Origin of the sequence: Labrys sedimenti (genome assembly GCF_034424805.1) — a bacterium.
GTDB lineage: Bacteria > Pseudomonadota > Alphaproteobacteria > Rhizobiales > Labraceae > Labrys > Labrys sedimenti.
Genome location: NZ_JAXOUF010000022.1, coordinates 33,636 through 57,605 on the forward strand (window position 1 = coordinate 33,636; position 23,970 = coordinate 57,605).

20 protein-coding genes are annotated in these 23,970 nt (G+C 64.5%); 8 read left to right on the forward strand and 12 right to left on the reverse strand.

Annotated elements, in window-relative coordinates; genetic code table 11:
* Positions 1–253: 253 nt before the first annotated feature.
* The 5 genes from U1R88_RS30795 to U1R88_RS30815 all read right to left on the reverse strand — a co-directional run bounded on the left by U1R88_RS30795 (position 254) and on the right by U1R88_RS30815 (position 5,043).
* Positions 254–487 carry a DUF2160 family membrane protein gene (locus U1R88_RS30795; RefSeq protein WP_068295725.1) on the reverse strand — a complete coding sequence of 78 codons (234 nt, stop codon included), beginning with the start codon at positions 485–487 and terminating at the stop codon, positions 254–256.
* 4 nt (positions 488–491) lie between these two features.
* Entirely contained in the window at positions 492–1,328 is an 837-nt protein-coding gene (locus tag U1R88_RS30800) for a carbohydrate ABC transporter permease (RefSeq protein WP_068295726.1), read from the reverse strand.
* Positions 1,328–2,209 (reverse strand): carbohydrate ABC transporter permease, encoded by an 882-nt coding sequence (locus tag U1R88_RS30805; protein WP_322434746.1) that lies wholly within the window; start codon positions 2,207–2,209, stop codon positions 1,328–1,330. Before U1R88_RS30805 ends, U1R88_RS30800 begins: the two co-directional genes overlap by 1 nt.
* Before the next feature lie 208 nt (positions 2,210–2,417).
* Entirely contained in the window at positions 2,418–3,851 is a 1,434-nt protein-coding gene (locus U1R88_RS30810) for an ABC transporter substrate-binding protein (protein ID WP_068295730.1), read from the reverse strand.
* 256 nt (positions 3,852–4,107) lie between these two features.
* A complete protein-coding gene (locus U1R88_RS30815) occupies positions 4,108–5,043 on the reverse strand; it encodes a pirin family protein (protein WP_068295732.1) in 936 nt (311 codons plus the stop codon).
* Between the two features lie 220 nt (positions 5,044–5,263).
* Here U1R88_RS30815 and U1R88_RS30820 point away from each other — a divergent pair, with 220 nt between their 5' ends.
* Together U1R88_RS30820 and U1R88_RS30825 are read left to right on the forward strand one after the other, a co-directional pair.
* The gene (locus U1R88_RS30820; RefSeq protein WP_322434747.1) at positions 5,264–6,823 is read left to right on the forward strand and encodes a VOC family protein; all 1,560 of its coding nucleotides are present in this window, start codon (positions 5,264–5,266) and stop codon (positions 6,821–6,823) included.
* The gene (locus U1R88_RS30825; RefSeq protein WP_322434749.1) at positions 6,816–7,145 is read left to right on the forward strand and encodes a GNAT family N-acetyltransferase; all 330 of its coding nucleotides are present in this window, start codon (positions 6,816–6,818) and stop codon (positions 7,143–7,145) included. The genes U1R88_RS30820 and U1R88_RS30825 overlap by 8 nt, the downstream gene beginning before the upstream one ends.
* A gap of 260 nt (positions 7,146–7,405) precedes the next feature.
* Here the strand turns inward: U1R88_RS30825 and U1R88_RS30830 are convergent, their stop codons facing one another.
* Positions 7,406–7,678, reverse strand: a complete 273-nt coding sequence (locus U1R88_RS30830) for a hypothetical protein (protein ID WP_322434750.1) — start codon at positions 7,676–7,678, stop codon at positions 7,406–7,408.
* 475 nt (positions 7,679–8,153) lie between these two features.
* Here U1R88_RS30830 and U1R88_RS30835 point away from each other — a divergent pair, with 475 nt between their 5' ends.
* Positions 8,154–8,900, forward strand: coding sequence for a hypothetical protein (locus U1R88_RS30835; RefSeq protein ID WP_322434751.1), 747 nt, complete (start codon positions 8,154–8,156; stop codon positions 8,898–8,900).
* A gap of 23 nt (positions 8,901–8,923) precedes the next feature.
* Here U1R88_RS30835 and U1R88_RS30840 read toward each other — a convergent pair whose 3' ends face one another.
* Both U1R88_RS30840 and U1R88_RS30845 read right to left on the reverse strand, forming a co-directional pair.
* A complete protein-coding gene (locus U1R88_RS30840; protein WP_322434752.1) occupies positions 8,924–9,295 on the reverse strand; it encodes a cupin domain-containing protein in 372 nt (123 codons plus the stop codon).
* Between the two features lie 278 nt (positions 9,296–9,573).
* Entirely contained in the window at positions 9,574–10,518 is a 945-nt protein-coding gene (locus U1R88_RS30845; protein ID WP_322434753.1) for a ring-cleaving dioxygenase, read from the reverse strand.
* Positions 10,519–10,686: 168 nt separating this feature from the next.
* Here U1R88_RS30845 and U1R88_RS30850 point away from each other — a divergent pair, with 168 nt between their 5' ends.
* From U1R88_RS30850 to U1R88_RS30870, 5 genes are all read left to right on the forward strand, one after another.
* The gene (locus tag U1R88_RS30850; protein WP_322434754.1) at positions 10,687–11,604 is read left to right on the forward strand and encodes a LysR family transcriptional regulator; all 918 of its coding nucleotides are present in this window, start codon (positions 10,687–10,689) and stop codon (positions 11,602–11,604) included.
* A gap of 28 nt (positions 11,605–11,632) precedes the next feature.
* Complete coding sequence (locus U1R88_RS30855) at positions 11,633–12,097, forward strand: GNAT family N-acetyltransferase (RefSeq protein WP_322434755.1); 465 nt, start codon at positions 11,633–11,635, stop codon at positions 12,095–12,097.
* An 83-nt stretch (positions 12,098–12,180) separates the two neighbouring features.
* A complete protein-coding gene (locus U1R88_RS30860) occupies positions 12,181–13,263 on the forward strand; it encodes a helix-turn-helix transcriptional regulator (protein ID WP_322434756.1) in 1,083 nt (360 codons plus the stop codon).
* 228 nt (positions 13,264–13,491) lie between these two features.
* Entirely contained in the window at positions 13,492–14,277 is a 786-nt protein-coding gene (locus tag U1R88_RS30865) for a winged helix-turn-helix domain-containing protein (RefSeq protein ID WP_322434757.1), read from the forward strand.
* Between the two features lie 256 nt (positions 14,278–14,533).
* A complete protein-coding gene (locus tag U1R88_RS30870; protein ID WP_322434758.1) occupies positions 14,534–17,638 on the forward strand; it encodes an ABC transporter transmembrane domain-containing protein in 3,105 nt (1,034 codons plus the stop codon).
* Between the two features lie 102 nt (positions 17,639–17,740).
* Here the strand turns inward: U1R88_RS30870 and U1R88_RS30875 are convergent, their stop codons facing one another.
* From U1R88_RS30875 to U1R88_RS30890, 4 genes are all read right to left on the reverse strand, one after another.
* Positions 17,741–20,137: an aldehyde dehydrogenase family protein gene (locus U1R88_RS30875; RefSeq protein ID WP_322434759.1), complete on the reverse strand. Its 2,397-nt coding sequence runs from the start codon at positions 20,135–20,137 to the stop codon at positions 17,741–17,743.
* A gap of 231 nt (positions 20,138–20,368) precedes the next feature.
* The gene (gene deoC, locus U1R88_RS30880) at positions 20,369–21,445 is read right to left on the reverse strand and encodes a deoxyribose-phosphate aldolase (RefSeq protein WP_322434760.1); all 1,077 of its coding nucleotides are present in this window, start codon (positions 21,443–21,445) and stop codon (positions 20,369–20,371) included.
* Positions 21,438–22,436 (reverse strand): sugar-binding transcriptional regulator, encoded by a 999-nt coding sequence (locus tag U1R88_RS30885; RefSeq protein WP_082979602.1) that lies wholly within the window; start codon positions 22,434–22,436, stop codon positions 21,438–21,440. The genes deoC and U1R88_RS30885 overlap by 8 nt, the downstream gene beginning before the upstream one ends.
* Positions 22,436–23,953, reverse strand: a complete 1,518-nt coding sequence (locus tag U1R88_RS30890) for an FGGY-family carbohydrate kinase (RefSeq protein WP_322434761.1) — start codon at positions 23,951–23,953, stop codon at positions 22,436–22,438. The genes U1R88_RS30885 and U1R88_RS30890 overlap by 1 nt, the downstream gene beginning before the upstream one ends.
* Positions 23,954–23,970: the final 17 nt, after the last annotated feature.

A 23,970-nucleotide genomic window follows, 5' to 3' on the forward strand; every position in this document is an offset into this window, starting at 1 on the left:
GTATGACAATAGTGGGAGGAGCCTGAAGCGCAAGGGCTACCTCGGGTTTGTGCCTCGGCGGGGGAGTCATCCTAGCGGTCTTGATGCTTGACCGATCAAGCACCGTCACTGCGAGCGCAGCGAAGCAATCCAGAGTTGGAAAACGCGGCCGCGGCGGCACCTGGATTGCTTCGCCAAGCCAATCCTGCGGATTGGCAGAGCTCGCAACGACGCTTGGGCCAAGTATCTGGGCCAAATATCACCGCCAGCGGCATCACCCCTTCTTGATGATCACATAGCCGAGCACCAGCGAGATCGCGGTGGCAAAATAGATCGACAGCGATTGCTCGACGAAGCGCATCCAGAACAGATGGATGGCGATCAGCAGGACCACGGCGATGAAGCCGCGGTCGAAGCCATTGGTGTGGATCGGCAGGAAGCCGGTCTTTTCGACGGGGGGCTTTTCGAGCTCTTCATCCTGCTTGTCGAGATTGACGAACTGGTTCATGGCCTCATCCCTTCACGGCGCCGAAGGTCAGGCCGGCGACGATATGGCGCTGCACCACGCCGAGGATCACCAAAGCCGGGATCAGCGTCAGCATGGCCGTGGCGGCGAGCTGGCCCCAATTGGTGCCGGTGACCGAGACATATTCGGCGAGCAGCGTGGTGATGGTGCGGGCCTCCACACTGGTGAGGGTGGCGGCCAGCAAATATTCGTTCCAGGCGAAGATCCAGGTGAGGATCATGGTGACGGCGAGGCCCGGCCGGGCCAGAGGGTAGATCACCTTGGCCAGGAGCTGGAAGGTCGAGGCGCCGTCGATGGTGGCGGCCTCATCCAGCTCCTGCGGGATGGAGTCGAGCACAGGGCGCAATGTCCACACCGCGAAAGGCAGGTTGAACACGCAATAAAGCAGCACAAGGCCGATACGGGTGTCGAACAGCTTCCAGTCGCCGACGACGAAGACCTGCGTATAGAGCAGGAAGAGGGGCAGCAGGAACACCGCGGGCGGGGCCATGCGGTTGGTGATGGTCCAGAAGAAGACGTTCTCCTTGCCGACCAGCTTGTAGCGTGTCAGCGCATAGGTGGCGAGGAAGCCGAGCAGGGTCACCAGAAAGGCATTGGAGGTGGCGACGATGACCGAATTCAGCATGTATTTCTGCAGGTTCGGATCGGTCAGCGCGTTGGCGTAATTGTCCGGGAAGAAGGAGGTCAGCAGGAAGCTCGGCCTGCCGAAGAGCTCGACGCGGCTCTTGGCCGAGACCACGAACAGCCAGTAGATCGGCGCGAGCGTGATCAGGCTGAGCACGATCCAGAGCAACAGGCTGACGAAGACATTGGGCTTGCGCATCACTCGGGCCTCCTGAGGTCGCGGCGGGCCACCAGGGCCGAATAGAGCAGCCAGCACATCACGATGGTGAGGTAGAGCACCAGCACGGACATGGCGCCGCCATAGCCGTAATCCTTCTTGGGGAACACCACGCGGTAGATGTAGAGGCCGACGAAGCGGGTGGCATCGCCCGGGCCGCCCGAGGTCAGCATGAAGATCTCGTCGAAGGTGCGCAGGGCATCCATCAGGCGGATGAAGACGGTGGCGAGGATCGCCGGCTTCAGCATCGGCAGGGTGATGTGCCAGAAGATCTGGAAGCGGCTGGCCCCGTCGATCTGCGCCTGCTCGAAAGGATCCTTGGGCAGGGAAGAAAGGGCCGCGAGCAGGGTCAGCGTCACCAGCGGCGTCCAGTGCCAGATGTCCATGATCACCACGGCCGCGAAGGCCTGGTCGGAAAAGCGGCTGATGTTGAGGTCGTAGCCGAACCAGGCTCGAAGATAGCTCGGCACCGGGCCGAGGCCGGGCGTCAGCAGCAGGCGCCAGATCGCGCCTACGGCGATCGGTGCGATTACCAGCGGCAACGTATGGATGGTGCGGAAGAAGCCCTTGCCGGGAAAGTCACGCATGAAGAGCTGGGCGAGGAAGTAGCCGAGCACGATCTCGCTGACCACGGCGAAGAAACCGAATTTCAACGTGCCCCAGATCGACTTGAGAAAGTCGGTGTCGAAGACGAGGGCGCGGAAATTGTCGAGCCCGTTGAAATGCATGGTCGGGTCGGCAGCGAAGCTGTTCCACTGCGTGAAGGAGACCACCATCACGTAGATGAACGGCACGATACCGAACAGAGCGAGGATGAACAGGGTGGGTGCCAGCAGCAGCCAGCCGGTTGTCGACGATCGCATGAGGGTTCCTTCACCCGCGAGGCAAGAGGGATGGCCTTCGTTGCTGACCCTTTAGTCATTCCGCACGCGGTGCAGCATGCAATGATGCACCGCAGATGCGGAACCGTTCGCAAATATATATTTTACTGGCATGCGATCCCGGATCTGCACCGCAGCGCTTTTGCGCTGCAGTGCGTCCGGGATGACTGTCGGGTCGTCGCCGGCGTTCTTACTTGCGATAACCCAGCTTCTTGAGTTCGGCTTCCGTCGTGGCTGCCATCTGGTCGAGGGCGTCGGAGGCCGAAAGGTCGCCCGTGATCGCCTTGTAGAAGATCGAGGCGGTCGCTTCACGCACCTGGGCGTGGAACGGGTAGGGCGGGGCGCCGGCAAAGAGCTTGCCGTCCTTTTTCATCAGCGAATAGTAGCCGTTGGTCTTCTCGTCCTGCGCCTTCACCTTGGGATCGTCATAGGTCGCGGTATGGGTGATGCGCGAGCCGGCGACGGCCCAATCGGCCTGGACGCTCTCCTGGGCGATATATTGCAGGAAGAGCAGGGCGGCCTCCTTGTTCTTGGAGGCATAGGAGATGCCGAAGGCGCCGCCGTCATAATAGCCGATATAGCCCTTGCCGGCTTCCGCGGCCTCGATCACGCCGGGGGAGGTCGGCGGCAAGGCGACGCCGACCTTGCCCACCACCTTGGACTTGGAGGCATCGGTGGCGATCCAGGCGGCGTTCTCGCCATATACGAGGCCCTGGGCGGCGCGGCCGGCCGCGAAGGTGGCGGCGACTTCGTCCCAGGTGCTGGCGGTGGATTCGGGCGGGGCGTCCGGTAAGAGGCTCAGCCAGTATTCCAGGGCCTTCTTGGCCTCGGGGCTGTTCATCGAGCCGCCATTGGCGACGGTGGCGGCATAGTTCTTGGAAGCGTCGATACCCCAATTATAGACGCCGAAGGTCGGTGCGACGCTTTCGAAGAATTCGTACCAGGAGGCGGGATGGCCGGTATTGGCCTGCACCGTCGAGCCCCACAATTCCTCGCCCTTGTCCTTGCCCCATTCGGTGAAGAAGTCGGCGATGGCCTTGTAGTCCTCATGGGTCTTGGCGGGGGCGAGATCCTTGCCGGTCTTCTTCTTGTAGGCTTCCTTCACCGCCGGATCGTCGAACAGATCCTTGCGATAGAGGTAGATCTTGATGAAGGCCTCCATCGGCACGCCGTAGAGGTCGCCCTTGTCGTCCTTGAAGTAGTTGGCGAAGCTGGTGAACTTCGCAGGATCATAGTCGGGTGCCTTCAGCGCCGGCTTGTCGGCAAGGGTCTTGGTGATGTCGACCAGGAAGTTGCGGGCCAGATAGCTGTAGATGATGTCCTGCTCGATATAGACGAAGTCATAGACGCCGGTCTTGGCCTCCATGTCCTTGATCGCCTTGTCGTACATCTGGTCCCAGGAGGTGGCTTCGAACTCCACCTTGATGCCGGTTGCCTTGGTGAAGGCGGGACCCAGCACGTTCTTGACATAGTTGGAGGGCGGCGTGCTCTCCGAAATGCCGTGGATGGTGACGCCCTGGAGGTCCTTGGACGCGTCGGACCAGAAATCGGCGTAGGCGGAGGTGGTGGCGAGCAGGACGCTGACCGTCAGTGCGGCGAGGCCGGCTCCTATCTTCCTGTACATCTGGTTTCTCCCTGGAAATGGCTTGTTTCTTATTGCCCGCGTGGCGACGGGGGAGGCGCCCGAGCCACGTCTTGGGGCGCCCTTCATTTTGTTGCGCATTTCCACAAACTGAGTCAATGGGCAAGGTCACGCGCAAGGCCAAGTTGTATGAGGAATCTCGCGCAAAGTCATCCCCAAAATATGACGAACCTTCTCCATATTATGAAGAAGGTTCGTCGCGATTCCTCACTGAGGCGAATGAGCGGTGCCACTGACCTCAGTCGGGCAGAGGGATGTGTTCGGCGCGATCGTCCGGTGGCAGATCGAACAGGCCCTGGCCCCAGTTCTGGGCCTGCCATTGCGCCTTGGCCTCTTCGATGCGCTCCTTCGAGGAGGCGACGAAGTTCCACCAGATATAACGCGGCCCGCCAAGCGTGGCGCCGCCCAGGATCATCAGGCGGGCGCCCTGGTCGCCGGCCGCCACGGTGATGGCGTCGCCGGGGCGGAAGACCATCATCTGCCCGGCCGCGAAATCCTGGCCGGCGATGGAGACTGAGCCCTGCGTGATGTAGAGGCCGCGATCCTCATGATTATCGGGCATGGGCAGTCTTGCGCCGGGAGAGAGGATGACGTCGCCGTAGAAGGTTTCCGAGAACATTGTCGCCGGCGCCTTCTCGCCATAGGCGTTGCCGAGGATCAGCTTCACGCTGACGCCGTCGCTTTCGATCACCGGCAGGGTCTCCTTGCCGTGATGCTCGAACATCGGCGCCATGTCCTCATGGGTTTCCGGCAAGGCGATCCAGGTCTGGATGCCGAACAGGCTGCTGGGGCCGCGACGGGCTTGCGCCGAGGTCCGTTCCGAATGGGTGACCCCGCGCCCGGCCACCATCCAGTTCAGGGCGCCGGGGTGGATGACCTGATCGGTGCCCAGGCTGTCGCGATGGTGGAAATCGCCGCGATAGAGATAGGTGACGGTGCCCAGGCCGATATGGGGGTGGGGGCGGACATCGACGCCCTGGCCGGTCAGGAACTCGGCCGGTCCCGCCTGGTCGAAGAAGATGAACGGCCCCACCATCTGGCGTTTGGGGGCGGGCAGGGCGCGGCGCACTTCGAAGCCGCCGAGATCGCGCGAACGCGGCACGATCAGGGTTTCGATCGCGTCGATGCCGATCGCATCGGGGCAGCCGGGTGTCAGGGCAGGGTTCCAGCTCATTCGATCCTCCAGTCCACTTGGTGCTTCGGACGTTGTCGGCCGCAAGATCTCGAACTTTGCTCAGGCGGCCCATGACTCAGCATAGGTCCGGAGCCGTCCGCCCAAAACCCTTTTGCCGTTCGGCAATCGAGAACGCCGAATTCGGCATCAGCGGCTTGGACTGATGGAAATGATCATGCGAGGTTGGGACTATCGACCGGCGGAGAGACGAGAAGCGATCATGACTGCAATTGCGGCGAGCGGCATCCACCATGTCACCTTGATGACGCGCAACGTGCAGGCGAATGTCGATTTCTATGTCGGCTTCCTGGGCCTGCGCCTCATCAAGCGCACGGGCGGCTACGAGGACGCCCAGCAGCTCCATCTCCTCTATGGCGATCGTCTCGGATCTCCTGGCTCCATCGTGACCTTCCTGGTCTGGGAGGATGGCGCTCCGGGCCGTGTCGGCAACGGCCAGGTTTCCGAGATCGCCCTTGCCGTGCCGTCGGCCAGTATCGGCGACTGGATGACGCGGGCTCTCAGCCATGGCGTGCCGATGACGGGACCTTCGCAGGAGTTCGGCGAATCCGTGCTGAGGCTCAAGGATCCCGACGGCGTCATCGTCAAGCTGGTCGGTGCCGACCTGCCCGCTGCGGCGCCCTGGGGCAACGAAGCGGTCGCGCCGCGGCGCCTGCGCGCCGTGACCCTGCTGACTGACCAGCCGGAGGAGACGGCGGCCTTCATCGCGCGCTTCGGCTACCGGCCAGGCCTGCGCGAGGGCAATGTCCAGCGCCTGCTGTCGGATACGGATGCTGTCGATGTCCGCGATGCCTCCGGCTACGTGCCGGGCATCCCGGGTACCGGCACCGCCGATCATGTCGCCTTTCGCGCGGCGGATGTGGCTGAGGTGCGCAGGCACGAGGCCGCGCTGTCGCGTCTCAATTCATCGCCGACCAATTTCCACGATCGCAACTACTTCACCTCGCTCTATGTGCGCGAACCCGGCGGCACCTTGATCGAAGTGGCGACGGACGGTCCCGGTTTTGCCATCGACGAGGAGGCCGACCGTCTCGGCGAACGCCTGTTCGTGCCGCCTGGCGATGCCGCGCGGGCCGAGGATCTGAAAGCCATGCTGCCGCAATTTGTCCTGCCGGGAGAGCCGCGCCTGCCGCACCGGGACCTGCCTTTCGTGCATCGCTTCTTCACGCCGGACCAGCCCGACGGCAGCACCCTGGTCCTGCTGCATGGCACCGGCGGCAACGAGGCCGACCTGATGCCGCTGGCCCGTCGGATCGCGCCCCATGCGACCTTGCTGGGCGTGCGCGGGCGCAGCCATGAGGAGGGCGTGCTCCGCTGGTTCCGGCGCATGGGAATGACGAAGTTCGATCAGGCCGATATCGCCTTCGAAGCCAAGGCCTTTGCGGCTTTCGTGGAAGGGGCTGTTGCAGGCTATGGGCTCGATTCCGCCCGCCTGATCTTCCTCGGCTATTCCAACGGGGCCAATTTCATGGCCGCCGTGATGGCGCTGCATCCCGGCGCCATTCGCCGCGCCATTCTGCTGCGGTCGATGCCGGTGCTCGAGACCTTGCCGCAGGCCGATCTGGCCGGAACGCAGGCCTTGTTGCTGACCGGTGTACGTGATCCCTTCGGGCAGGAGGCGCCGCGGCTCGAGGCCTGGCTGCGGGAGCAGGGTGCAGACGTCACCGCCCGCAATATCGACGCAGGTCACGAATTATCGCCCGCCGACCTGTCGGAGGCACGTCAATGGTTCGAAACCACGGAAGGAGGCCGCAATGGCTGAGATCGACATTCGTCGCGAGGAACTTGCCGAGCCACGCGGGCGCTATATCGCCCGTATCGACGGCGTGGAAGGGGAGGCCGAGATCGTCTTCACCAAGCATGCTCCCGTCCTGATCAGTGCCGACCATACCGGCGCTCCCGAGACGATGCGCGGCACCGGCGCTGCCGCCGCCCTGGTGGCCTATATGGTGGAGGACGCGCGCCGGAACGGCTTCCGTATCCTGCCGCTTTGCCCCTATGTGCGGGCGCAATATCGCAAGCACCCCGACTGGGCCGACGTGATGACGTTGGCGCCGGGCGAGGACCCGCCCGTATTGGGGTGACGGTGTGGACGGCGCGCCTTCGATGGTTGGTTTGAAGGCAAGCAGCTTGGCACAGCACACGGCGTCAGCCAGAGGCTGTAGAAGGCGCTGCCTTCACGGTAGTCCGGAGCCTCGGCCAGACATATCCTCGCGGGGTTCTCATGGTGTCCAAAACGATATCCGCGCCGCTCACCCTTCCCGCTCGATAAAAAGGTCCGGTGGAGTTTTGCGGTGCTGGCGGCAGCCGCCATCTTGTCCTTCAGCGAGAACTGGAGAGTGTCTCAGTGATCGAGCCGTTTCTTGCGGCGTTGATCGTAGTTCTGGGCAAGCTTCCCGTAATCCGCCGATGGCGTCACCGGCCCAGAATTCGACCACGCCATGCCGGCGGCAACTTCTCTGCCGAAACGCTTCGTGGCGCTGCTATAGCCCGCACTGACGCCACTGTTGCGAGCCATCATGGCCTTGTCGGCATCGTAGTTGGCAGCGGAGTTGTTCGTTTCTGCGCACCCGGAGAGGCCGGCGCATGCAAGCGCTGCCAAAACCAAGACCCTCATATGTACCCCATAGTGCCAATTGCGAGCAGGATTATTAGAGCTGATCTCCAGGAATACTCAAGTGGAGAAGTATATATCGTGGTGGACTGCGCTTCCGGATGAGGCAGAGAAAGTAAGGTAACAGGGGTAATCGGGATCGGCCTCATTGCCTCCCGAGCGCAGTTACGGCACCCTGCGAGGGTCGAATCTCGAGGTTACCATGCCGTCTCCTGAGACAATTGCTACGCATGCCTATTTCGGACAGGTCGTGGCGGATGGATGGGATCTGGTCTTCCATCCGCCTGACAATCGTTCCGACATCGCCTATCGGGCGGGGTATATGTGCCATCCGATGCGCGAGCACTATGAGGCGCTCCTACCGCGCCTGCCGGCCTTCGAAGCCTTCTGTCGCAATCTGGAAGAGAATGACCGGCGCGTTCGCGATCATTTTCGCTCTTGGCCACCCTCCGCGGGAGCGTTCGAGCTCGTCTGTGCCATGATGGGCGGTGACGATGAGCTACTTCCATCTTCCCTTGCTCCCTACCCCTATGATCAGCGGCCATTTGCCCTGCAATATCGCGCGCTGGACCCAGCGGCGTGGGAATTTGCCGGCATTCCCTGGTGGCCGCCGGTTTTCTCCGCTCTCTTCGATGCGGCCGGCAATTTTTCCGGAATCGAGTACCAGGTCGAACAGGCGATGCGTGACCTGCCGGATTCAATCGCACCATCTCGGTGGGAGGTGGGATATCGCCATCCCTATTTCGGGCGATGCAAGCTGTCGGATTTTTCGCGACTGACAACGTCGACCGTTGCGGGGCGCAAGATTCCGTTCGATCTCTTCATGACCAAGAAAGCCATGGCTGCCTTCGAGCCGGAGCATCTGGATCCGTTCGTACCCCTGGTCGAGAAATTGGACAGGCTGGATGCCGGCGTGCGGTCGGGCTTTCCCGAGACTATGCGCGTGGAATGGCTGGAGGAGCGTTTCACATATGGTACTCCGACCCTGCGCCGGGCTCTCGATCAGATCTTTCCTGATGCAACGGATCCCGGCTCCGTCTCACCGCAGGCCTTTGCCGCGGCGCTCGTTCTCAAGCGTGGGTGTTTTTCGCTTTCGCCCGAGAAAAGCGGCGGCGCCGCGCTGACCCTCGACTATTCGATCCTGCCGGCTCGCAACGACAACGAATTGTTCGCGGCCAAGTTTTCGCTCGATGGCGAGTTGCTTGATGTCGTGATCGAGAGTTGAGGCAGAGCGTTCGCCCGGCGATCTCAGGCCCAGACGTCGTTCTGGGCCGTGCGCTCGCCGCCTTCATGGCCGGTGTTGAGCGTGCCGCGCGGTTCGATCAGCAGGAGATGAACCTCGCTTTCCGCATAGGGCTTGTGCTCCAGGCCCTTGGGCACCACGGCCATCTCGCCAGGGCCGATGACGACCGCGCCATGACGAAAATCGATGCGCAGCCGGCCGCTGAGGACGATGAAGGTCTCGTCCGTTTCGGGATGGTCGTGCCAGACGAAATCCCCCTCGATGCGCACCAGCTTGAACTGGTAGTCGTTCATCTCGGCAACCACGCGGGGCTGCCAGAGGTCGCTAATCGCTGAGATCTTCTCGGCGAAGTTGATCGCCTTGGGCGTGGTTTCCATGGTGCCTTGCTCCGTTCTCGAACGGCGCAATCTATGGAGCCTGCCGCGGCCGCGATCTTGAACGATTGTGCGCTTTCGCCGCGATGCGGTTTCAAGAGCAAAGTGCGTTCAAGCGCGAACGCTTATTTGCTCTAACTCCTTGTTCCGACGCGTCTTTGCGATTCCTGGTGATTCCACCAAATCGCAAAACGCTTTAGGCTTGCCCCCAACAAAAAACCAGCGCCGGGACATGCCCGGCGCTGGCTGTGGGTTGGTAGGCTCTGCGTTTCCCGACGATATTACAGGGGCTGCAGGCCGGCTTCGATGGCGGCGCGGCGGCCTTCGAGGAAGGGCGGCAGCGACAGGCGCTCGCCCAGGCTCTCCAGCGGCTCGTCGACGGCGAAACCGGGGCCGTCGGTGGCGATCTCGAAGAGATTGCCACCGGGTTCGCGGAAGTAGAGCGAACGGAAGTAGTAGCGCTCAACCTCGCCCGAGCTCGGAATGCCGAACTGGCCGAGGCGCTCGGTCCAGGCATGGATCCCGGCCACGTCAGGGGTGCGGAAGGCGACGTGGTGCACGGCGCCGGCGCCCTGGCGGGCAGTGCCGAGCCCCGGCTGCACGGCGACATGCAGCTCGGCGGCAGCACCGCCTTCGCCCATGCGGTAGACATGCACGCGGCCCTCGCCGTCGGGCGAAGCGTAGTCGCGCTCCTCCTTCATGTTGAGCACGCGGGTGAGCACGGCATCGGTGGGCTCCTTCTTCGGCACCGAGATGGTGATCGGGCCGAGGCCCCTGATCTGGTGCTCCGATGGCACGGGGCTGCGGCTCCAGGGATGCAGCGCGCCATTGCCGCCATCGTCCACCAGCCGGAAGCGCTGGCCCTCCGGATCCTCGAATTCGAGGCTGGCGCGGCCGTCGATCAGGCCGACATCGCCGGCGGTTACGCCCAGATCCTTCAGGCGGGCCGCCCAATAGTTCAGGCTGTCCTCGCCGGAGACGCGCAGGCCGGTGCGGCTGATCGAATGGGTACCGCGGCGTTCGGGCGCCACCGGCCAGTCGAAGAAGGTGAGGTCGCTGCCAGGCGTGGCTTCGCCATCGGCGTAGAACAGGTGATAGGCGCTGGTGTCGTCCTGGTTGACGGTCTTCTTGACCAGCCTCAGGCCGAGCGTGTCGGTGTAGAACCGCTTGTTGTTCGGGGCGTTCGCGGTGATCGCGGTGAGGTGATGAATGCCGGTGAGCTGCATGGCAGTCTCCTTCGTGTTGCGTTAACCGGAATATCGGCGCGAACGGTCGGGCCGGGTAGCGCGATCCTTGCACACGCTGCGTTCGAAGATTTCGAACGGTAAAGCTTGGAAAGGCGGGGCCGAAGGGGTAGGCAGAGTGCAGTGGGTATGCCGACCGAGAGTCTCGCCATGAAATGGACCATCGACGAGATCAAGACCTTCCTGGATGTGATGGAGACCGGCACGGTGTCCGGCGCGGCGGCGCGGGCGAACCTGTCGAAATCGGTGGTCAGCAAGCGCATCACCGATCTGGAGCTAGCCTTGGGCGCGCCGCTGTTCCAGCGCCATGCCGGGCGCATCCTGCCCAATGAGACGGCGGCCGAACTGGCCGTGAGGCTGCGGCCGGCTCTGGCCGAGATGACCAATGCGGTCGAGAGCGTGGCCTGGGGCATGTCGGGCCTGCGCGGTTCGCTCGCCATCTCGGCGCCGATGAGTTTCGGCATCCGCCATCTCAGCCCGTTGCTGGCAGCCTTCGCCCTGCGCCACCCCGATCTGGAACTGGTGGTCGATTACGAGGATCGCTTCGTCGATCTGGTGCGCGGCGGCTTCGACCTCGCCGTGCGCATCGGCCAGATGTCGGATTCCGGCCTGATCGCCCGCAAATTGTGCGACGATCCGCGCGTGGTGTGTGCCAGCCCCGACTATCTGGAACGGCGAGGGGCACCGAAGGATCTTGCCGGTCTGCCCGATCATCCCGCGATCGGCTATCGCAACCTGCAGGCCACCCAGGTCTGGCAGTTGGCCGATGGCTCTGGCGGTGTCGTCAGCGTCCCGATGCGCGGGCGCATCGCCGCCAATAATGGCGAGGTGATGCGGGACATGGCGATTGCCGGCCTGGGACTGGCCCTGCTGCCGATGTTCATCGCCCATGAGGCGCTGGCCGATGGCCGGCTGGTTGCCCTGCTGCCCGACCATCCGCCGCTGCCCCTGCCGATCGCCGCGGTCTGGCCGCCGGTCAAGCCGATGCCGCGCAAGCTGCGGGCCATTGTCGATCACCTGGTCGAGGGTTTCGGCGAGGTCCCGGACTGGCTGCGCGGACCCGTGTGATGCCCGATCCCTGCCTGCGGATGTGTCGATGCCGATAGAACGATATGAGGAGCCGCGCGAGGCCTTGCTGGCGCTGTTCGCTCTGGCCGATGATTCACCCGTTCAGGTCGCCTCCTATATCGGACTGGGCGATGTGCTGGTAGCCCGCCAGGGGGAGGCCATCATCGGCCATGCCCAGATCCTCGCCACCGACGAGTCCGGCGTGCTCGAGCTCAAGAGCCTGGCGGTGCTGGCCGAGCATCGGGGCGTGGGTATCGGGCGAGAACTGGTCGAGGCGGCCATCGCCTTCTGCCGGGAGCGCTGCGCGCACTCGCTGGTCGTCTCGACGGCAACGGCCGATATTGCCAATCTGCGCTTCTATCAGCGCCGGGGCTTTCGCATGACCCGAATCGTGCCGGATGCCTTCCGGCCGGAGACGGGCTACCCCGAGGGGATACTGATTGATGGTATATTCTTACGCGATCAGGTGTTTTTCGAGTTGAAACTCGACTGATGAGAGAACGAAGGCCTTATTTCCTTTGTGAAAAAGCGACGTGATCTGGAATAATGCAGCGTTGCTTTCGCGAGGAAGCCGTCATGGATCAGCAACTGGTCGATCGGATCTACGAATGTGCCTTCGTGCCGGAGCAATGGCCGGGCACGCTGGACGCGCTTTCGGACATGACGTCGGGCGCTGGCGGCAGCCTCTATGTCTTCGGCAAGGACGCCACCATGCTCACGGCGTCGTCCGGCGCCCGGGAGCGGGCCAAGGCGGCGCTGGCCGGCGGTTTCGCGCAGCGCGGCCATGGGCTGAACCGGGTGCTGGCGTCCTCGCGAGCGGGCTTCATCACCGAGCGGGACATCATGACGGAGATCGAGCTCGAGCAGGAGCCGCTCTATCGGGATTTCTGGCGCCCCTCCGGCATCGGCTCGATGATCGTGACCACGGTGGAATTGCCGACCCGGGAAATGCTGCTGCTCTTGTTCACGCGCTGGCTCGCCCAGGGGCCGGCCGAGCGCGCCCTCGTCGATCGTTTCGACACGCTGCGCCCCCACCTTGCCCGCAGTGCGCTGATGACCGCCCGCCTGCAGCTCGAGCGCGCCCGCGTCGCCAGCCAGACCCTGGCTGCGCTCGGTCTGCCGGCGCTGGTGCTCGACCGGTTGGGCAAGGTGCTGGCCGCCAACGCCCTGATCGAGGATCTCGGCGATTTCGTGCATTGGCGCGCCTTCGATGGCGTCTCCTTCGTCGACAAGGCGGCTGACAAGCTCCTGCGCGATGCCATCATCACCATCGATCAGCCGCATGGCGCGAGCGTACGCTCCTTCCCGGTACGGGGTGAACCTGAGGCCATGGTTGCCCATATCGTGCCGATCCGCCTGAGCGCGCGCGATATTTTCGTGAGCAGCGCGGCGACCCTGATCCTGACGCCGGTGACGGCGCCGCAGGCACCGCCGGTGGAGCTGGTGCAGTCCCTTTTCGATCTCACGCCGGCGGAGGCCCGTGTCGCCCGCAGCCTCGCCACGGGCGACAGCGTGGAGGACATTGCCCAGCATAGCGGGGTGACGTCGAATACGGTGCGCACCCAGGTGCGCGGTGTGCTGGAGAAGACCGGTTGCAGGCGCCAGGCCGAGGTGGTCGCCCTGCTCGCCGGGCTGGCGCCGCTGCCGCGCATGGCGTGAAGCCGGCTGGATCTTCCCTTCAATCGCTCGAAGGGCGTCGTGGTCGTGGCAAAACCGGCTTTCTCTCATCTGTTTTGGTGATGTTTCATTCGCAATAATAGCGAAACTGGACCTGCGGCTGAGACAGTCGGAGGCTTCCTGCAAATCCTCCTGCGCTTTCTCGGCGGCACCAGATCAGATGGAGCAGGGGCAAACCCCGCCCGGACCCACTGCCGAGAGAGTAGAGACATGGATCAGGAGCTGACATACAGGCTCGGCGAATCCGTTCTGGATCTCAGCCGAGGTACATTGCGCAAGGCCGGTGCTCGCGTGCCGGTGCGTTCCAGAACCTTCAAATTGCTGAGCTACCTTGCCCGCAATGCCGGGAGGGTCGTCCGCAAGGACGAATTGTTCGCGGCGGTCTGGCCGCGCGCGGTGGTCACGGAAGCAGCCCTGCTGCGCTGCATTCGCGATGCGCGGCAGAGTGTCGGAGACGAGCGGCATCGCATCATCCATACCGTACCGGGCCGGGGCTACATGTACATGCCGACCGGCGGCCTCACCGATTCGCCGGAGGCACTGGAGCAGGCGCCCGACGACGTTGACTTCGATGGTGGTGCGGCGGAGGCCAAAATCGCGGTGATGCCATTCAGCCTGCGTGGGGTGGATGGCGCGATGAAGCCTGCCTTCGACACCATCGTGCAGGAAATCAGGGGGGCGATCGCCAATTCGCGCGTGATCCTGGTGCAGCCGCCGGCGCGGCGCAAGACATCGTCCAGATCGGTCGCCGGTATCGACTATCTGGTCGAAGGGCAGGTCGTGGCCGGTGTGCCCCACCTCAATGTCATCGTGACCCTGTCCGATGCCCGATCGGGCCATCGCCTGCTGACGCAATCCTTCTTCATCAAGGCCGAGAGCGTCATGGCCTTCCACCAGAACGTCGCCAGGCAGGTCGTCAGCGCGCTCATCTTCAATATCGAGACGGCCTCCTGGTGCGGTACGGCGCAGGGCACGACGTCCCTGCATATGTGGTGATGGCCTTGAGCAAAGCGCGGTCATGACTGAACGCTGGTTTGCTCCGCCTCCTTGTTTCCAAGCCAATCCGACGGATCGGCTTGGGCGCCTTTGCGATTCCAGGTGAAGCCGTCAAATCGCAAAACGCTATGGAAACAGGCCTTCATCGCTCGACAATACGTACATCGAAGCGCTTTTCGCCTGCCGGTGGCTTGCTATTGTGGGTTGTAGTCACACATGAAAATGTGGGGATCTCGCAACGGGCGGGAGGCGGCTTTTGTCCAACAATGGCGATCCGGACAAATCCGGACTGTTTTCCTTCGTCTGGCGCCATAGCAGGCGGCATCAGCTTTTGTTGCTTGCCGCGACCGTGGCCTCCTTTCCGGTCCTCTATCTATCGCTGGAGCTGCCCAAATACATCCTGAACGGGGCGCTTCAGGGGCATGCCACGCCGCTCAACCGCCTGGGTCTTCATCTCGATCAGACCACGCTCCTCGTGGTGTTGTGCATTGGCTTCCTGATCTGCACCTTGGCCAATGGCGTCATCAAGATGCAGCTCAGCATCTACAGGGGCGTCATCGGCGAACGCATGATCCGGCGGCTGCGCTACAAGCTGATCGCCCAGGTGCTGCGCTTTCCCCTGCAGCGCTTCGATACTGTCTCGCAGGGAGAGGTCGTTTCGATGGTCACCGCCGAGGCGGAGCCGTTGAGCGGAGTGATGGGCGATGCCTTCGCACAGCCGGTGTTCCAGTTCGGCCAGATCCTGACCATCGTCGCCTTCCTTTTTCTCCAGAATGTCTGGCTCGGCGTTGCCGGTATCGGCCTCATCCCGGTCCAGGCCTACCTGATCCCACGTATGCAGCGCTATGTGAACAGGCTTCATCATCAGCGCGTCGGCAGGGTGCGCGCCCTGTCGGAGCGCATTGGGGAAAGCGTCGCCGGCGTCGCCGATCTGCGCCAGAATGGCGGTTTGCGCTACCGGCTTGCCGAATTCAGCAATCAGCTGGGTGAGCTCTATACGATCCGGTTGCTCATTTTCGAGCGTAAATTCCTGATCAAGTTCGTCAACAATTCGATCACCCAGCTCACCCCCTTCCTGTTCTTCCTGATCGGCGGCTATCTGGTCATCCATGGCCAACTCAGCGTCGGCGCCCTGATCGCGGCGCTCTCCGCGTCCCGCGACATTGCCGATCCCTGGCGCGAATTGCTGACCTACTGGAACCAGGCCCAGGAGGCGTCCTCGCGCTATGACAGCCTGCTGGAGCAGTTCGAAGTGCCGGAGGCGCTGGCTCCCGTGGTGGCGGATGCCGACGTCCCCCGCCTGAACGGGGCGATCCATTTGCGCGACGTCACCATGCCGGGCCTTGGCGGCGTGCCTCTGCTCGACCAGGTCGATCTTGTCATACCCGGCGGGTCGCTCGTTGCCATTCAGAGCGCGGACATGCTGGTGCGACGGGCCCTGTGCGATCTGCTCTCTGGTGCTTCGATGCCCAGCGCTGGGCAGGTGACCATATCCGGCCTCGATCTCGCCGGCGCCAGCCCGACTATGCTGGCCGCGCGTATCGGTGTCGCCAACAGCACGCCCTATCTGTTTCGTGGCACCATCGCTCAGAATACCCGGCTGCCGCTCTATCTAGAGCCGGAGTTCTCCGGCGAACCGTCGGGCGAAGCGGCCAAGGCCCTGGTCGAAGCGACGGAGACCGCCAACAGTACCGATCGCCTCGATGTTTCCTGGAGGGATGGTGGGCTCGTCGGTTTCAAGAACGACAGCGAGGTCGACGCCTGGTGGCTCAATGTCATCGAGGTGATCGGCCGTTCGGAAATGCTGCTCGATCGCGCCCTCGACGGCTATCTTGTCGCGGGCCAGCATGACGATCCCGCCGGCCGCGTCCGCGCCCTGCGGGAAGAGGTGACGCTGCGCCTCCAGACCGAAGGGCTGGCCGAGCAGATCGACCGTTTCGACCCCGGTGCCATCAATCCCGGCCTAACCATCGGTGAGAATCTGCTCTACGCCGTGCACCATCACAGCGAGACTGAATCAAGCCATCCGGGTGAAGTTCTCCTGGCTGAGATCGCGGGACTCGACATCGCCGAACAGCTCCTGGCCTTCTCGATCGATCTCGCTTCGACGTTGGTCAGGGCCTTCGGCGAAGTCGGGCCGCGGCATCCGCTGCTGCGCCGCTTCACCACCATCGGCCCCGAGCTGTTCGAACGCTTGAGGTCGGTCGCGTCCAAGGAGCAGGCCCATGATGTCGCCGGCATGAGCGTCGCCGAGCATGGCACGCTGCTGTCGTTGCTCTTCAACATCGCGCCGAGTGATCTGGGTACCGATTTTCCTGCCGAGCTTGCTGCGGCCATCCTGGCGGCGCGCGCCCGACACGGCGCGCGCCTGAGGGAGCTGGCGGGCGGGACCTTCTCGCCGATTGAGGCCGGAACCTATAATTATGACCTGACCGTGCTGGAAAACCTAGTGTTCGGCCTGTCCGTGGCGCCGTCGGAGGCGACCCGCCGGCAGATCCATCACGTGCTGATGGACGTGGTGGAGGCGCAAGGCCTTGCCGGCGCCCTGCGCCTGCTGGTGGGGGAGGTGCGCACCGCGATCGCCGGCACCAACCTCTCGCCGGCGGTGCGCGAGCGCATCGGCCTTGGCCGGGCCCTGATCCGCCGGCCCGATCTCGTGCTGCTCGATCACGCCATGGCGAGCGCTTCGGAGGCGGATCGCCGTGCCATCTGGCTCAGACTGCGGGCCTTGCTGCCTGAGAGCACCATCATCGTGCTGGAGCCGCAGATGGCCCAGAGCGAGGATTTCGACCTAGTGGTCACCATCCGCGACGGCCGCCTGATCAACGGGGCGATCCGCCCGCCGGCGCCGGCGTATCACGCCTCGATCTCGGGCGACCTGCAGGCCAAGGTCGAGGTGCTCTCGACCGTCGAGAGCTTCCGTGGCCTCAAGCGCAGCCAGATCGAGCTGCTCGCCTATGCCTCGCGCTGGATGTCGACCAAAGCCGGCGACTATGTCTTCCGCACCGGCGAGGTGCCCGATGGCGCCTATGTCGTCGCCTCCGGCAGTGCCGAGCTGCGCTGGCTCAATTCGCTGGGCGAGGAGGAATTGATCGATACCATCCTGCCCGGGCGGCTGATCGGCGACCTTGCCGTCATCCTCGGCCAGACGCGCATGGTGTCGATGGTCGCGACGGCAGATCTGACCGGCCTGCGCATCGGCACGCGCGAATTCCTCGACATCGTGGAGAGCGACATCACCGTCGCGCTGCATCTCCTGCGCACCGTCGGGCACCATCTGGTCGAGGTCGGCGAAGAGGTGATCACCAAGGGCGCCTACAAGCCCAAGCAACCCGGCGAGGTCGCCGCCGGTCGGCCGTGAGACGTTTTTGGAGCGCGGACTTCCAGTCCGCTCTTGGAAATACCGCGCTTGCAGAATGGCAAGAGCGGACTGGAAGTCCGCGCTCCAAAGGAAGTGAGAGCTTTATTCGCCGTAGGGCACCCAGATGTTCTTCACCTGGGTGGCGTGGCGCAGATAGTCGGGGCCCTGGGCCTGCGTGTCCTTCAGCCAGTCGATGGCGCGACCCTGGTTGGTCCAGGTCGCCTTGAGGTTGCCGGCGGAGGCCTTCTCGGCGGAAGCGGCGCCGCTCTTGGAGCCGTGATACCAGAGCGCGTCGACGTCGTCGTGCTCGGCCAGGGTCTTGGCGAGCTCGTCGCGCGCGCCGGTGACGATGTTGATCACGCCGGCCGGCACGTCCGAGGTTTCCAGAATCTGGTAGAAGTCGGTTGCCGCCAGCGGGAAGGCCGGCGAGGGCACTGCGACGACGCGGTTGCCCATGGCGATTGCCGGTAGCACCAGCGAGACGAAGCCGAGCAGCGGCGCCTCGTCCGGGCAGAGGATGCCGACCACGCCGAAGGGCTCGTTCATCGCCAGCGTCACGTTGCGCGAGCGGGTGGAATGCACGCGGCCATCATATTTGTCGGCCTGGGCGGCATAGTAGAAGATGCGCCGGACAGCCTTCTCCACCTCCGCCTTGGCCGCCTTGGCGCTATGGCCGTAGCTGACGAGGCGCTGCTCGAACTCGGCGGCGCGGGCCGACAGGTTCTCGGCGATGTAGTAGAGTACCTGCGCGCGATTATGCGCCGTGGCGGCGCCCCAGCCGCCCGCCTTGGTCGCCGCTTCGACCGCGTTGCGGATGTCCTTGCGATTGCCGAGGCCGGCCTGGCCGAGCGTGGCGCCGGCCGTGCTCTTGACCGTGTAGCTATAGCCGGAATCCGGGCGGGCCTGCTTGCCGCCGACGAACAATTTGGCGGTGCGGTCTATGCTCGGCAGGCCGGTGCCCGCGGGTGCCTCGGCCGGCGTGACGCCCAGCGCGGCGGCCTTGCTGTCCTCCGCAGCCGGCAGGGATTTCTCCCAGTCGGGCTTGAGATATTCATAGAGGCCTTCGCGGCCGCCCTCGCGGCCGAAGCCGCTCTCGCGATAGCCGCCGAAGCCGGCGGCGGCATCGAACAGGTTGGTGGAATTGACCCAGACCACGCCGGCCTTCATGCGGGCGGCGGTGTCGAGGGCGCGGTTGATGTTCTCCGACCAGATCGAGGCGGCGAGGCCATAGCGCGTGTGGTTGGCGAGCTGGATCGCCTCGTCGGGCGTGCGGAAGGTCATGGCCACGGCGACAGGGCCGAAGATCTCGACCTCCGAGACCGTGGAGGAGGGTTCCACGTCGACGAAGATCGACGGCGGGAAGAAGCTGCCCTTAGCCGGCAGCGCGCAATCGGCCTGCCAGAGCGTGCCACCCTCCTGTTCGCCCTTCTTGACGAGATCCTGGATGCGCTGGAGCTGCACCGGCGCGACGATGGCGCCCATGTCGACGGACTTGTCGAGGGGATCGCCGACGCGCAGCGTCTCCATGCGGCGGCGCAGCTTGCCGAGGAAACGCTCGGCGATACCTTCCTGGATCAGCAGGCGCGAGCCGGCGCAGCAGACCTGGCCCTGGTTGAACCAGATGGCATCGACCACGCCTTCCACGGCGCCGTCGAGATCGGCATCCTCATAGACGATGAAGGGCGACTTGCCGCCGAGTTCGAGCGAGAGCTTCTTGCCCGAGCCCGCCGTGGCCTGGCGGATGAGCCGGCCGACCTCGGTGGAGCCGGTGAAGGCGATCTTGTCGACATCGGGATGTGCGACGAGGGCCGCACCCGTGGCACCATCGCCGGTGACGATGTTGACCACGCCATCCGGCAGCCCGGCTTCGCGGCAGATCTCGGCGAAGGCGAGCGCCGTCAGCGGGGTGAACTCGGCGGGCTTGAGCACCACCGTGTTGCCGGCCGCCAATGCCGGCGCGATCTTCCAGGCCAGCATCAGCAGCGGGAAGTTCCAGGGAATGATCTGCCCGCAGACGCCGACCGGGCCATAGCCGGCGAACTCGGTCTCGACCAGCTCGGCCCAGCCGGCATGGTGGTAGAAATGCCTGGCGACCAGGGGGATGTCGATGTCGCGGCTCTCGCGGATCGGCTTGCCGTTGTCCAGCGTCTCCAGCACCGAGAGGAAGCGCTCGCGCTTCTGGATATGGCGGGCGATGGCATAGAGATAGCGGGCACGCTCATGGCCTGGCAGTGCCGACCAGGCGGGAAAGGCCTTGCGCGCGGCCTTGACGGCGGCGTCGACATCCTCGGCCGTGCCGGCGGCAACCTTGGCGAGCAGGGTGTCGCGGGCGGGATTGACGACCTCGAAGGTGTCCTTGCCCTTGGAGGCGACGAAGGATCCGCCGATGAAGTGCTTGAAGCCCTTCTCGTGGCTCGCGAGCCAGGCCGTGACGTGATTGTCGGCTTCGGGCGCAGGACCATAGTCCATGGTTTGCAGAATTTCCTTTACGGTGGGCATTCGAGGCCTCCTGGGCATAGGTTCCGGCGTGCCTTTCCCCAGCGGAGGGAGGCGCGCTTGGCCTTCTCCACGAAGTGGGGAAGGTGTCATTTCGAAGAAATGACGGATGGGGTGCGGTCCGCTAGCGCTCTCAGTCCGAAAAGGGCGCCGCTAGCGGGCCGCACCCCATCCGACCCGACTTCGTCGGGCCACCTTCCCCATTTCGTGGAGAAGGCTCTCGCGTTGCGTTTCCTACGCCAAAGCGTGGTGGGTCAGCGCCGAATAGCGCCCGGTCACGAAGTGTTCGAGCTGGCGCTCGATGTCGGCGAGCATCGAAGAGGCTCCGATGCGGAAAAGGTTGGGCTCCAGCCAGGGGCGGCCGAGCTCTTCCTTCATCAGGGCCAGCCAGGCGAGGGCGTCCTTGGCCGTCCTCAGGCCGCCGGCCGGCTTGAAGCCGACCGCCTCGCCGGTGAACTCGCCATAGTCGCGCAAGGCGCGGAGCATGGTGAGGCTGACGGGCAGGGTGGCGTTGACGTCCTCCTTGCCGGTGGAAGTCTTGATGAAATCGGAGCCCGCCATCATGGCGACCATCGAGGCCTTGTAGACATTGCGCAGGGTCTTGAGGTCGCCGGTGGCGAGAATGGCCTTGAGATGGGCTTCGCCGCAGGCCTCGCGCATGGCGCGGATCTCGTCATAGAGACCGTTCCAGTCCTGTGTCAGCACCTGGGCTCGGTTGATGACGATGTCGATCTCGCCGGCGCCCTGGTCCACCGCATAGCGGATTTCGGCGAGGCGCTGGGGCAGCGGGGTGAGGCCGGCGGGAAAGCCGGTCGCCACCGAGGCGACAGGAATGCCCGAGCCGGCGAGCGCCTTGACGGCGGGACCGACCATGGTCGGATAGACGCAGACCGCTCCCACCGTGGGCGGGGCATCGGCGAGGCCGAGGGCTTCAACGATGTCCTCGCGGATGGGGCGGCGCGCCTTCATGGCGAGGCGATGGACGCGCCCGGGCGTGTCGTCGCCGGCCAGGGTGGTGAGGTCGATGCATTGCACCGCTTTCACCAGCCAGGCAGCCTGGTATTCCTTCTTCACCGTGCGGCGCCCGCCCAGGGTCGCGGCCCGGCGTTCGGTCGCGCTGAGATTGACCTCGATCGCGTCGAACCATTCGGGCTTGAGGGCGGTACCGGGATTGCGGGCATGGGCACCCTGGCCTGATACGGTGAGGGCGGAGCTGACAGGCACCACGCTGAGGGCCGGGACTGTTTGACCAGAGGAGACCTGGGCGGGCTTTTTGGAGGCAGCCGGCGTGCCTTTTTCGGTCTTATCCATGGTGGCTTTCATCCAGGAGGAAGCGTGCCGTCTCTTCGTCGGTGACGAGCACATTGACATAGCCGGCCCGAAGGCAGGCAAGGGTAACGGGCTGTTTGGACTTGCCGGCAGCGACGCCGATCGAGAATTTGCGCTCCCGGCAATAACGCAGGTCCAGGCCGATGGTTCGTGCGTCGATATCCGCATCGACGATATTGCCTTGGGCATCGATGTAACGGCTGAGAATGTCACCGACGGCGCCCTTCGCCTTGAGCGCCTGGGTTTCCGCCTCGGTGACAAAGCCCGATTGCACCAGGACGGAATCGGGGCTGATCGTGCCCATGCCGAAGCAGATCACCGGGGCCTGGCGTGCAAGCTCCAAGACGCTGGCGATGGTGGGGTCCTGCTCCAGGGCGATGCGGGTGGCGGCATGGCCGAGAATGGCGGGCACCGGCAGCAAGGTTGCCGTGCCGTTGGCCGAACGGGCGAAGAGCTCGGCGGTGTTGTTGGTGCGCACCGAGGGCGAGCGGATATTCATGGCGCCGTTGAGCAGCACCACCTCCACGCCCTCGTTCCAGAAGGGCGGCAGGCGGTGGGCTACGGCGCTCATGGTGCGGCCCCAGGACACGCCGATCAGCGGCACCTTGCCGAGACCGGCGAGCATGCGCGCGGCGGCCTGCGCCACGGCATCGAGCAGAAGGCCTTCGTCCTCCTCGCCATTGTTGGGGACGACGACGGCTTCCTTCAGGTTCCAGCGCCGCTGGAGCCTCGACTCGATGTCGGGGGAGCGCGGCGCCCGTGGCACGATCTCGATGCGCACGATGCCGGCCTCGCGCGCCTCGGTGAGCAGGCGGCTCGCCTGCCAGCGGGTGAGGTTGAGCTCCTTGGCAAGGTCGCCCATGGTCATGTCGAGCTCGTAGTAGCGCTTGGCGACCTGGATCATCAGGAGTTCGCGCTGCTCGCCGGACATCGTCCTGAACTGGACGTCTTGGTCGAGATTGCCGACACTCATCAACGCGGTCCTTCAAGCTGTCTGGATGCCAGCTTGCGCGAGAGTGGCGCAAGAAGCTCGGTCGCTTCAAGATAATCCTGCAGCAATTCACCATAGCGGGCATGGGCGGCGAGGTCGGGCTCGACCAGCGTGACAGGCTGGGCCACCGCGTCCGCCGCGGCGAAGAGGTCGTCGAACAGGCCGGCGCCGGTGGCGGCTGAGGCGGCCGTGCCGACGAGGGTGAGATTGGTTTGCCCAAGGAGCTCGACGGGCATGCCCATGGCATCAACCGTGGCCCGCAACCAAAGCGGATTCTTGGCATAGCCACCCGAAGAGACGATGCGGTTGCAGGGAATGCCGAGGTCCTGGATGCGGCGGAACACGTTTGCCGAACCCAGCGCCACCGCCTCGACGGCGGAGCGATAGAGATCCGCGCGGGTATGGCTGAGGGCAAGGCCGAGCACGGCACCGCGCAGCAGGGGATCGCGATAGGGTGTGCGGTTGCCCATGAAATAGTCAAGCGTCAGCAGGCCGGTGCCCCCGACCGGCAGGGCGCTCGCTTCCTGCACCAGGGCAGCCCGCTCCTGTTGGTCGAGCCCGAACATGTCGCGCGCATACCAGGACATCACCGAACCGGCCGAAACCTGCCCGGCTTCCACCAGCCAGTAATCGTCGACCAGGGCATGGGGATACGGCCCCCAGAAGCCGGTGACCGGGGCCTCGGCTGCGAGCTGGAAGAGATGGACGATCGAGGTGCCTCCGATCAGCAGGTGTTCGCCCGGCCTCAGGGTGCCTGCACCCGCGATGCCGGTATGGGCGTCGATGCCGCCCTGCGCCAGAATGGGCCGGTTGGCGAGGCCGAGATGCTCAGCCGCGTTAGCACTGACCGGAGCGATCGGCGCGCCCACCGCCTTGATGTCACCAGGCAGTTTCGTGGCGAGGTCGGCAATGCCGAACTCGGCATAGAGCTCGTCGGGGAAGCGCCGGCTGACGGAATCGTAGTTCCACTTGCAGGTCGCATTCATCCGCGAGCCGACCCAAAGGCCCGTCAGCTTGAAATTGATGTAGTCGAGGCATTCGCAGATGATATCGGCCTCGGCATAGACGTCCGGCTCGTGGCGCGAGAGCCACATCGCCTTGGGCACCAGCCATTCGGCCGCATCGCCGCCGCCGGCATAGGCCAATACGGGGTGCTGCGAGCGTGCGGTTCGGGCCGCTTCCTCGGCGGCCCTGCAGTCCATCCACAAGAGGGAAGGCCGGAGCGGTGTCCCGTCCCGCCTGCAGACCACCACGGTCGAGGCCGTGGTGGCGGCACAGACCCCGTCGATGACGGGCGAGCCGAGGTCGCGCATCAGCCCGCGGCTGGCTTGGCCGAGCGCCTCCCACCAGTCGGTCGGCGATTGTTCCGCCCAGCCCGGATGGGGGTGGCGGGTGGGGTACTGGACCTCCCGCTCACCGAGCATCGCACGGCTGTCGAGGTCGAACACGCCGACCCTGATGCCGCCGGTGCCGAAATCCAGGCCGAGAAGACGTGGCATGAGATTCTCCAAGATAG

Bases quoted from the DNA above. Each gene is read 5' to 3' on its own strand.
- U1R88_RS30795 (WP_068295725.1), bottom strand. From the start codon at position 487: ATGAACCAGTTCGTCAATCTCGACAAGCAGGATGAAGAGCTCGAAAAG.
- U1R88_RS30800 (WP_068295726.1), bottom strand. From the start codon at position 1,328: ATGCGCAAGCCCAATGTCTTCGTCAGCCTGTTGCTCTGGATCGTGCTC.
- U1R88_RS30805 (WP_322434746.1), bottom strand. From the start codon at position 2,209: ATGCGATCGTCGACAACCGGCTGGCTGCTGCTGGCACCCACCCTGTTC.
- U1R88_RS30810 (WP_068295730.1), bottom strand. From the start codon at position 3,851: ATGTACAGGAAGATAGGAGCCGGCCTCGCCGCACTGACGGTCAGCGTC.
- U1R88_RS30815 (WP_068295732.1), bottom strand. From the start codon at position 5,043: ATGAGCTGGAACCCTGCCCTGACACCCGGCTGCCCCGATGCGATCGGC.
- U1R88_RS30820 (WP_322434747.1), top strand. From the start codon at position 5,264: ATGACTGCAATTGCGGCGAGCGGCATCCACCATGTCACCTTGATGACG.
- U1R88_RS30825 (WP_322434749.1), top strand. From the start codon at position 6,816: ATGGCTGAGATCGACATTCGTCGCGAGGAACTTGCCGAGCCACGCGGG.
- U1R88_RS30830 (WP_322434750.1), bottom strand. From the start codon at position 7,678: ATGAGGGTCTTGGTTTTGGCAGCGCTTGCATGCGCCGGCCTCTCCGGG.
- U1R88_RS30835 (WP_322434751.1), top strand. From the start codon at position 8,154: ATGATGGGCGGTGACGATGAGCTACTTCCATCTTCCCTTGCTCCCTAC.
- U1R88_RS30840 (WP_322434752.1), bottom strand. From the start codon at position 9,295: ATGGAAACCACGCCCAAGGCGATCAACTTCGCCGAGAAGATCTCAGCG.
- U1R88_RS30845 (WP_322434753.1), bottom strand. From the start codon at position 10,518: ATGCAGCTCACCGGCATTCATCACCTCACCGCGATCACCGCGAACGCC.
- U1R88_RS30850 (WP_322434754.1), top strand. From the start codon at position 10,687: ATGAAATGGACCATCGACGAGATCAAGACCTTCCTGGATGTGATGGAG.
- U1R88_RS30855 (WP_322434755.1), top strand. From the start codon at position 11,633: ATGCCGATAGAACGATATGAGGAGCCGCGCGAGGCCTTGCTGGCGCTG.
- U1R88_RS30860 (WP_322434756.1), top strand. From the start codon at position 12,181: ATGGATCAGCAACTGGTCGATCGGATCTACGAATGTGCCTTCGTGCCG.
- U1R88_RS30865 (WP_322434757.1), top strand. From the start codon at position 13,492: ATGGATCAGGAGCTGACATACAGGCTCGGCGAATCCGTTCTGGATCTC.
- U1R88_RS30875 (WP_322434759.1), bottom strand. From the start codon at position 20,137: ATGCCCACCGTAAAGGAAATTCTGCAAACCATGGACTATGGTCCTGCG.
- deoC (WP_322434760.1), bottom strand. From the start codon at position 21,445: ATGGATAAGACCGAAAAAGGCACGCCGGCTGCCTCCAAAAAGCCCGCC.
- U1R88_RS30885 (WP_082979602.1), bottom strand. From the start codon at position 22,436: ATGAGTGTCGGCAATCTCGACCAAGACGTCCAGTTCAGGACGATGTCC.
- U1R88_RS30890 (WP_322434761.1), bottom strand. From the start codon at position 23,953: ATGCCACGTCTTCTCGGCCTGGATTTCGGCACCGGCGGCATCAGGGTC.